The 8,912-nt window shown below is 32.5% G+C and carries 7 protein-coding genes; 2 read left to right on the top strand and 5 right to left on the bottom strand.

Translation table 11 applies throughout. From position 1 onward, the window contains the following. Window positions 1-329 precede the first annotated feature (329 nt). Window positions 330-1,385, top strand: a complete 1,056-nt coding sequence (locus ACN0WY_RS15115) for a helix-turn-helix domain-containing protein (protein WP_417800896.1) — start codon at window positions 330-332, stop codon at window positions 1,383-1,385. A 99-nt stretch (window positions 1,386-1,484) separates the two neighbouring features. Beyond that, window positions 1,485-2,738, top strand: a complete 1,254-nt coding sequence (locus ACN0WY_RS15110; protein WP_417800895.1) for a nuclear transport factor 2 family protein — start codon at window positions 1,485-1,487, stop codon at window positions 2,736-2,738. 68 nt (window positions 2,739-2,806) lie between these two features. Here the strand turns inward: ACN0WY_RS15110 and ACN0WY_RS15105 are convergent, their stop codons facing one another. From ACN0WY_RS15105 to ACN0WY_RS15085, 5 genes are all read right to left on the bottom strand, one after another. Further along, window positions 2,807-4,438, bottom strand: a complete 1,632-nt coding sequence (locus tag ACN0WY_RS15105) for a pyruvate dehydrogenase complex dihydrolipoamide acetyltransferase (RefSeq protein WP_417800894.1) — start codon at window positions 4,436-4,438, stop codon at window positions 2,807-2,809. A gap of 3 nt (window positions 4,439-4,441) precedes the next feature. Continuing rightward, window positions 4,442-5,437: a pyruvate dehydrogenase (acetyl-transferring) E1 component subunit alpha gene (pdhA, locus tag ACN0WY_RS15100; protein ID WP_330489522.1), complete on the bottom strand. Its 996-nt coding sequence runs from the start codon at window positions 5,435-5,437 to the stop codon at window positions 4,442-4,444. A gap of 143 nt (window positions 5,438-5,580) precedes the next feature. Then, window positions 5,581-6,255 carry a hypothetical protein gene (locus ACN0WY_RS15095; protein ID WP_330489523.1) on the bottom strand — a complete coding sequence of 225 codons (675 nt, stop codon included), beginning with the start codon at window positions 6,253-6,255 and terminating at the stop codon, window positions 5,581-5,583. 67 nt (window positions 6,256-6,322) lie between these two features. Then, on the bottom strand, window positions 6,323-6,988 hold the full coding sequence (locus ACN0WY_RS15090; protein ID WP_330489524.1) for a M15 family metallopeptidase: 666 nt from the start codon (window positions 6,986-6,988) through the stop codon (window positions 6,323-6,325). A gap of 57 nt (window positions 6,989-7,045) precedes the next feature. After that, on the bottom strand, window positions 7,046-8,899 hold the full coding sequence (locus ACN0WY_RS15085; RefSeq protein WP_417800893.1) for an LTA synthase family protein: 1,854 nt from the start codon (window positions 8,897-8,899) through the stop codon (window positions 7,046-7,048). Between the last annotated feature and the right edge of the window lie 13 nt (window positions 8,900-8,912).

Here is an 8,912-nt window from a genome sequence, read left to right as displayed (position 1 = left end):
CCATTCCGAACAGAGAAGTTAAGCCCATTAGCGCCGATGGTACTGCCACAGGTGGGAGAGTAGGGCGTTGCCTTTCTTTAACAAACCTCAATCTTTGATTAGATTGAGGTTTTTTTTATGCCTTTTTTTAAGGAAAAGTTATAGTGCAACAGTTTTTCTTATTGTAAAGCCTTAGAAGGCAAATAAAGGAGGAATCTACTAATATATTTATACTTTTTAATCGTTGTTATACGTCCCTTACATAGCTAAATGGTTTAAGAAGCATTCGCGTAAATAAGATTTGTAGATTGAAATTTGTTTTTTAATCTTTACGTTTTATATAAGCAAAAATGAGTTTAGGTAAGGCAGTTTTATTTTTCATATGTTCTTTGGGGGTTTTTAATGGTTTTCTGGTCAGTATGTATTTTTTATTGATAGAAAGAGTTAAAAGAGTCCCTAATTTTTTATTTGGATTGCTAGTTTTCTTTTTAACAGTTAGAATAGGGAAATCTGTCTACACAATATTCACACCAAGAGAAGAAAGAAGCTTACTGATTATTCAAATAGGTTTATCAGCCTGTTTTTTAATAGGAGTCTCACTGTATTTTTACCTCAAATCGTCTGTAAGAAAAACGAAGAAAATTCCATTGAGTTGGAAACTTCATTTCTTCTTCTTATTTTTTATAATAATCATTGTTGGCATTATAAAGCCTTATGCAATAGATGCTCTTTTTTGGAACACTTATTTTGTAAAGTTTATTTATGTCGTTTGGGGTATTTACATACTTTTATCTGCTTTTATTTTAAAAAATACTTTTAAGAAAATGTTTTCAAAGAAAGATACTTGTAGTACTCCCGAAGTTTGGATAATGGCTGTTTATCTAAGTAATCTACTCATTTATCTAGCTTATATTGTTGGGTATTTTTATTTTTATTTTGTGGGAACTGTTACTTTCTCTATTGTATTTTATGCATTAATACTACTATTTCTTTCTAAGAAAAATAGAGAGTCTATTTTCAAAGATTTGCCAGAAAAGTATTCCGCTAAGAAGATAGTGAACGAAGAAGCTGATTTGTTAAACAGACAATTAGATTTTTTAATGAAAGAAGAAGAACTATATAAAGCAACAGATATAAAATTGTCCGATGTTTCGTCTAAAATAGAAATATCTTCGCATAAATTATCGCAATTTTTAAACGATAACTTAGGAAAAAGCTTTGCAAGTTTTTTAAATGAATACAGAATAGAAGAAGCAAAGAAGTTGTTGCGAGAAAATCATAAAATTACTTTAGAAAGCATCGGTTTTGAAGCTGGTTTTTCTTCAAAATCAAATTTTTATGCTACGTTTAAGAAAATTGTTGGGTTAACACCAGCGCAATACCAAAAACAGTTTTTAGAAGACTAACGAGTACACAATTATAATTTAGGACGCCTAAATTATAAGACTTCATCAAGAAAGAAAGTTGTTTTAGGAGATTTGAAGTAAAATTTAAATCTTTTAAATATGAAAATTATTACAACATTCATTTCAGTACTCTTTTCTTTATCGTGTTTTTCACAAGATAAAGAAGATATTAAACAAGAACTTCTAATTAATACCTATGGAAACAAACAACAAAAAGTAATTAATTACGATAAGAGCTTTGTCTCTGATGATAGATTGTTTTATGAAAGTTTAGATCGTCCAGATACTAATTTACCTCTTTCTGATAAAGAGCTTGTAGAAGAAACTCTTAAAAGTTATATTAACGGAAGTTCATATAATAGACTTCAGGTATTAAAAAACTCTTTTTCAAAAGATGCAACACTTTATTTAACCACAAAGAATGGCTTCAAGCGTTATTCTCCAGAACAGTATACAAATTTCTTCTCAGCGGATAAAAAAGGAGAGTTTAATGGCAGGATAGGAGAAATCATTTCAATTGATATCACTAATGATATTGCCACTGCTAAAGTTGAAATTTTAATACCTAACCGTAAATGGAGATTTATTGATCTTTTTTTATTAAAGAAGTTTACTAACGAATGGAAAATCATCAGTAAAACAGCAACGAGAGAATCATCTATAGAAACGGGAAATAAAATTTTATTTGTAGTTTCTAACACAGATTATTATTTAGGAACTGATATTCCTACGGGGAATAGTTTTGATGAGATTATAGTGGCTTATGAAATGTTTAAAGATGCTGGTTTTAACATAGATATTATAAGTCCACAAGGAGGTGCTATTCCTTTAAAATATTTGAATACTTCAGAGAAAAAGAAGAAGAAATATTTATACGATAGTGATTTTATGTATGCTTTAAAATACACTAAAACACCCAAGCAAGTTCGTTCGCTTGATTATAAAGCTATTTACTATGTGGGAGGTGGTAGTGCGATGTTTAACGTGCCTAAGAATAAAGAAATTCAAAAGATAGCTATGGATATTTATGAAAGCCAAAATGGAGTTATCAGCGCAGTGTGTCATGGTACTGCTGGAATTGTTTTTTTAAAGAAAAGTAACGGAGAATATGTGGTGAAAAATAAACGTGTCAATGGTTTTCCTGAAGATCATGAAAAGAAAGATAGAGCGTATTTTAAAAGCTTTCCTTTTTTAATTCGAGAGACAATTGAAAAGCATGGTGGAAACTTCTTTTACTCAAGCTCTCCTCTTGATGCACATGTAGAAGTTGATGGAAGATTGGTAACAGGACAAAATCCTGCATCGGTTCCTCAATTGGTAAAAGAGGTAATCAAAATTATCAATTCAAAATAACACCTAATTTAATTAACAAAAAAAAGCTCGCAATTCGCGAGCTTTTTTATTTATAGTTTTATTGAAAACTAAGCCAACATAGTAACTGGATTTTCAATATAGGTTTTTAAAGTTTGTAAAAACTGAGCACCAACAGCACCGTCAACCGTTCTGTGGTCACATGCTAAGGTTAATTTCATTGTATTACCTACAACGATTTCTCCATTTTTAACTACTGGTTTTTGTACGATGGCACCTACTGATAAAATTGCAGAGTTTGGTTGGTTAATAATTGAAGTAAAACTCTCAATTCCAAACATTCCTAAGTTAGAAACGGTAAAGGTACTTCCTTGCATTTCTCCATGAGTAATTTTCTTGTTTCTAGCTTTACCAGCCAAATCACGTACAGCAGCACCAATTTGTGTTAAACTTAAAGCATCTGTATGTTTTACTACAGGTACAACTAAGCCTTCATCAACCGCAACCGCAACACCTACGTGAATGTGACTGTGGAACAACGTGTCGTTATCTGTCCAGCTAGTATTAACTTGTGGGTGCTTTTTCAAAGCCATTGCACATGCCTTTACAACCATATCGTTGAAAGATATTTTAGTATCAGGAATTGCGTTAATGGTTTTACGAGAAGCCATTGCATTGTCCATATCTACTTCTATATTTAAGTAGAAGTGAGGAGCAGAAAATTTAGAATTACTTAATGCCTTAGCAATCGCTTTACGCATTTGAGAGTTCTTAACTTCAGAAGTGTTTTCTTCTCCAGCAATTGCAAAATTTGTTACTGCTGATGGAGTTGTAGCTGCACTTGTAGCTACAGGAGCTTCAACTTTAGCAGCTGGAGTATAGTTTTCAACATCTTTTTTGATGATACGACCATTTTCTCCAGAACCTTTTACATCTGCCAAATTAATCCCTTTATCTTTAGCAATTTTCTTAGCTAAAGGAGAAGCGAAAATTCGACCTCCTTTATTATTAGATACTGTTTCAACTGGAGCAGCGACTGTTTCTGTTTTGTTTTCTACAGCCTTAGGAGCTTCTTCTTGTTTTTCAGAAGCGTCAGTATTTGCCAAAGTACCAGCATTATGAGCTTCTACCAATGATGAAACATCAGTACCAGCATCACCAATAATTGCTAATAAGCTATCTACGGGAGCACTTTCACCTTCTTGAACACCAATATGTAATAAAGTACCTTCGTTGAAAGATTCGAATTCCATAGTTGCTTTATCAGTTTCGATTTCAGCTAAAATGTCACCTTCTTCAACTTTATCACCTACTTTTTTTAACCAAGTAGCTACGGTACCTTCAGTCATCGTATCACTTAAACGAGGCATGGTTACCACTTTTACTCCTTCAGGAATAGAAGCATTGCTAGATGCTGTTTCAGGTTCTTCGGTTTTAGGTTCTTCTGATTTTGTTTCAGCAGGAGCAGAAGTATTTCCGTTTAATAATGCTGAAAAATCTTCTCCTTCTTCTCCAATAATAGCTAATAAACTATCAACAGGAGCTGTTTCACCTTCTTGAACACCGATATGTAATAAAGTACCTTCGTGGAAAGATTCAAATTCCATAGTTGCTTTATCAGTTTCGATTTCAGCTAAAATATCTCCTTCTTCAACTTTATCACCTACTTTTTTTAGCCAAGAAGCGACCACTCCTTCTTCCATCGTATCGCTCAAGCGAGGCATGTTTATAATTGTAGCCATTGTTTACTTAGATTTTATAAATGGATAATCTTCTTGTTCGTATACCATATCATATAATTGATTAAGCGCTGGATATGGAGAATCTTCTGCGAATTTTTCACATTCCTTAACCATATCTTTTACTTCCTTATCAATTGTTTTGATTTCCTCTTCTGTAGCGTATTCCTTTTCTTTAATAATCTCTAAAACCTGAGTAATAGGATCTATTTTTTTGTACTCTTCAACTTCTTCTTTGGTACGATAATGTTGAGCATCCGACATAGAGTGACCTCTATAACGATACGTTTTCATTTCTAAGAAGGTAGGGCCGTCACCACGACGAGCTCTTTGAATAGCTTCATCTACAGCCTCAGCGACTTTAATAGGATTCATTCCATCAACAGGTCCACAAGGCATTTCATACCCTAAACCAAGTTTCCAAATATCAGTATGGTTTGCTGTTCTTTCAACAGAGGTTCCCATAGCGTACCCGTTATTTTCAACGATAAACACTACTGGTAACTTCCAGTTCATAGCCATGTTAAAAGTTTCATGTAAAGAACCTTGACGTGCCGCTCCATCACCGAAATAACATAGAGTAACAGCATCGCTACCTTTGTACTTATCTCCAAAAGCGATACCAGCACCTAAAGGAATTTGTCCTCCTACAATTCCGTGACCACCATAGAAACGGTATTCTTTAGAAAAGATATGCATTGAACCTCCCATACCATGAGAAGTACCTGTAGCTTTACCATACAACTCAGCCATAACACGTTTAGGGTCTTCTCCCATACCAATTGGTTGAACGTGATTACGGTATGCAGTAATCATTTTATCTTTTGTCAAATCCATTGCATGTAATGAACCTGCTAAAACAGCTTCTTGACCGTTATATAAGTGTAAAAAACCTCTAACTTTTTGTTGAATGTAAACTGCTGCTAGCTTGTCTTCAAACTTTCTCCAAAATAGCATATCTCTATACCAGTTGATATAGGTTTCTTTGGTGACTTTTTTCATTATATACTTTAGTTGTTTATTTAAATGTTTGTTTGTTTTACCTGTTGCAAAACGTAGCTACAAAAATAAGTAGTTTTTAGTAATTTAAAAAACGTTATTACTAAAAGTTAATCAAAGGTTTTAGATGAAAAAGAGAGGTGCAATTACTGCTCCTTAGCTACAATAATCGTGGCTTTAGCACCTGTGGCTAAATTCCATTCATTAGAAGAAATTAACATGCCTGCATCATTGTAAATTTTAAAAGCAGCGGTATTAGGACCAGAAGTCCCTTGATTAAGAGCAATAATTTCTATAGTATTAATGCCTTCATCTAAAGGAAGGTTGAAAGATTGGTAACTTTGTCTTAAGGTAAGGTTGCTAACAACAGGTATACCATTTATGCTGATTGTAACTTTGTCCCCATCGGGATATTGATAGTCTCTACAGATAATATTAACACTTTTAGACTTAGTGCTAAAACTCCCTAAATCTTGATCAATAACAGGGTATTGGTACATTCCATTAATCTGTTTGAAATTTTTTAAGTATTGTTCTTCAGCTATTCTGGCCTTAGTTAAGATCCCTTTATTTTCTATATCTTTTTGAGCTTGCTTTTTTTGAAGTTCTTTTTGTTGTTTTTGATGTGCAGTCTTAAAACCATTAGTATTACCAAAATCCAATGATTCTGGTTTTTTTACTTCTTTGGCTGGCGCAGTAATCACTCCAAAAGTAGAGTTTCCCTTTTTTTTACCACTAACAGTGCCATCCATCTGTGCAAAAACATGTGATGGTATGCTACATAAAAAAACGATTAGAAGTGTTGGTATTATTTTCATCATTGGAAATAAATCTAAGCAAATATAATGCCGATTTTTAAGTGATTTTAAAATAAAGAGTTAAAACTAGTTATTTTACAGGAAAATCAAAAAAGGTTTTAGGGAAAGGCTCAGCTCTTAGGGTAAAATGCCACCATTCTTTGCTATAAGACCTAAAACCATGTTTACGCATTATTTTTTGTAGTAATTGTCTGTTCTTTTTTTGCTGTTTGGTAAGGTTTTCATAAGTAATATGAGAAGAAACTCCAAAAAAATCATAGGGACTTCCCATATCTAATTCTTTACCCGTTTCTAAGTGTATAATTGTTAAGTCGACAGTACTGCCTCTTGAGTGACCAGATTTAGAAGAAATATATCCCAGCTTAAACAAATGACGTTTGTTAACATCAGGATAATATTGTTGTTTCATTAGGGTATCGTTTATTACCCGAGCCCATTTTACAAAATGATTTACTGCTGTTTGTGGGCGATAAGCATCATAAACTTTTAAGCCTAATTTTTGACTTGCTAACTCATCTTGAACTTTTTTTAAAGCTTTAGCAGTGGGAGTAGTAGCTATAAGGGTATTTTCTTCATATCCATTAACTGGAACCCCCATAAAATTATTGGTATGACAATATCTTAATTCACCTTGTATAGTAGGAGATACCTCTTTTATATATGAAAAACCGTCAGGTAATTTTTGAGACTCAACAACTAAAGAAGTAAATAAAAATAACGTTAAAATCCATTTCATAGGGTAAAAGTAATGAAATGGATTTTAACGATTTATTTCTCAATCAAAGATTAACTTTTATTTATCTAAAAAATCTTGATAGGCGTTCTGACTAATAGCTCTTCCTAAAGAATCTAAAGCTTGATAATTACCTTCTTGTATAACGGATTTGTTGCTAACATAATCATAAACAAAAGTTCCGTTTTTAGAAACAGTACCAAATCCTTTATTAAAAACATAATGTGCATATTGATTTTCAGAAGTATTAAAAATATTTTTTCCAAACTGAAATTGTTCTGGTTTACCTCCCAACATGTCTGTTAAAGTATACGCCAAATCACTTTGAGCGCTAAAATGATCAATGGTAATTCCTGTTTTGTTAAGAGCACCGCCCAACCAAACCATTGGGATTTGAAATCTTTTAGGAGCATTAAAATATCCTTTATGTTTAGGTAATGGGTGTCCGTGATCAGATAAAATAACAATTAATGTAGTATCCCACCAAGGTTGTTTTTTGGCTTCCTCAATAAACTTTCCAATGGCCTTGTCTGTATAAGCTTGAGCGCTTCTGTATAAATTTTCTACAGAATTTTTACCGAATTTATATTTTCCAGGAAATTCATAAGGTTCGTGACTGGTTAATGTCAGAGCTACTTCAAAAAAAGGTTCTTTAAGGCTTGGATCTGATAAATCTTTCATAAATCGATCTAAAAAAATGTGATCATGAGCTCCCCATTTTGAGTTCCAATTATCTTTGTCAAATTCCGTTCCATCTACAATTTTATCAATTTTACCGTTTCGTAAATAGGTAATCATATTTCCAAAATTGCTATCACCTCCGTAATAAAAACTAGTATTGTATCCTAGTTTTTTCATTTCTTTGGTAAGTATAGGTAACTTTCTTGCTTTGTACGGAATTTTCATGATGCTTTTTGTAGGCTGAGGATAATAACCGCTTAAAATAGCAGGAAGCCCTTTGTCTGTTCTGTCCCCATTTCCATAGAAATTAGTAAACAAAATACCTTCTTTTGCAAGTTGGTTTAGGTTTACGGTCACATCGGGTTCACCTCCCAATACACCCACAGCTTTTGCTGAAAGACTTTCCCAAATAAGGATAATAACATTCGGCTTTTGAGTATTTAAGATAGCATCTGTATTAGCTGTTAAAAGTTGATTCTTAGTTTTATTGATGATGTCTTTAGCAACATCTTTTTTATAATGAATGTAGGGATTCTTACCATCAGTTTTATGACTAATTGTATTAGCGAAGTTCCAAATAAAGTTTACAGCAGCATGATTGGCAAACATATTTTTAGAGAAGTATACATTACTTTGGTTAATAGGAATATTAGCAAAACCACCTCGCATAGGAATAATTAAGCTACCAATTAACAGTAAAAATATAGGAGCTTCTAAAAAATGTCTTTTATTTAATTTCTTAAGGACTTTGTTCAACACCTTATTAAAACAGTAAATAGTAATTACCGAAAGTAATGCCCAAGCAAAAAGTCCGCCAATTAACTGTAAAGTACTTACAGAAGCTAACATTGCTTTGGGGGTATTAATATAATTTAAAACTGTTACATCTATACGAACTCCCCAAAATTTATACAAAGATATATCCGTTAGCATAAACAGGTTAATTACTAAAAGAATAGGAAAAGTATAAGCTTTAATAATGTAACCAACCACTTTTTTAGGAATCCATATGGAAAGTAAGATGACTAAAAAAGGGATAGCAGCTAAGTAAGCCGCAAAAGAAAAATCTAATTGAATACCGTATACAAATGTTTTTAAAGCAGTAAAAAAACGTAATTCAAAAGTTTTATCAAAGTAATATATTAAAAACAAAAAGCGGGCGAGTAAAAAATATACTACCCATAAAAAGTAATAGGTAATACTAAATAAAAATCTGTTTTTAAAGTTCGTCATTGTAGTATGAAAG

The sequence above is a fragment of the Tenacibaculum sp. genome (assembly GCF_048269885.1).
Lineage (GTDB): Bacteria > Bacteroidota > Bacteroidia > Flavobacteriales > Flavobacteriaceae > Polaribacter.
Note: the sequence above shows the minus strand (reverse complement) of the source record. Positions and strands in the feature narration are given on the sequence as shown.

Coding starts and splice junctions, on each gene's coding strand:
- pdhA (WP_330489522.1), bottom strand. CDS start 5,437: ATGAAAAAAGTCACCAAAGAAACCTATATCAACTGGTATAGAGATATG.
- ACN0WY_RS15115 (WP_417800896.1), top strand. CDS start 330: ATGAGTTTAGGTAAGGCAGTTTTATTTTTCATATGTTCTTTGGGGGTT.
- ACN0WY_RS15110 (WP_417800895.1), top strand. CDS start 1,485: ATGAAAATTATTACAACATTCATTTCAGTACTCTTTTCTTTATCGTGT.
- ACN0WY_RS15095 (WP_330489523.1), bottom strand. CDS start 6,255: ATGATGAAAATAATACCAACACTTCTAATCGTTTTTTTATGTAGCATA.
- ACN0WY_RS15105 (WP_417800894.1), bottom strand. CDS start 4,438: ATGGCTACAATTATAAACATGCCTCGCTTGAGCGATACGATGGAAGAA.
- ACN0WY_RS15085 (WP_417800893.1), bottom strand. CDS start 8,899: ATGACGAACTTTAAAAACAGATTTTTATTTAGTATTACCTATTACTTT.
- ACN0WY_RS15090 (WP_330489524.1), bottom strand. CDS start 6,988: ATGAAATGGATTTTAACGTTATTTTTATTTACTTCTTTAGTTGTTGAG.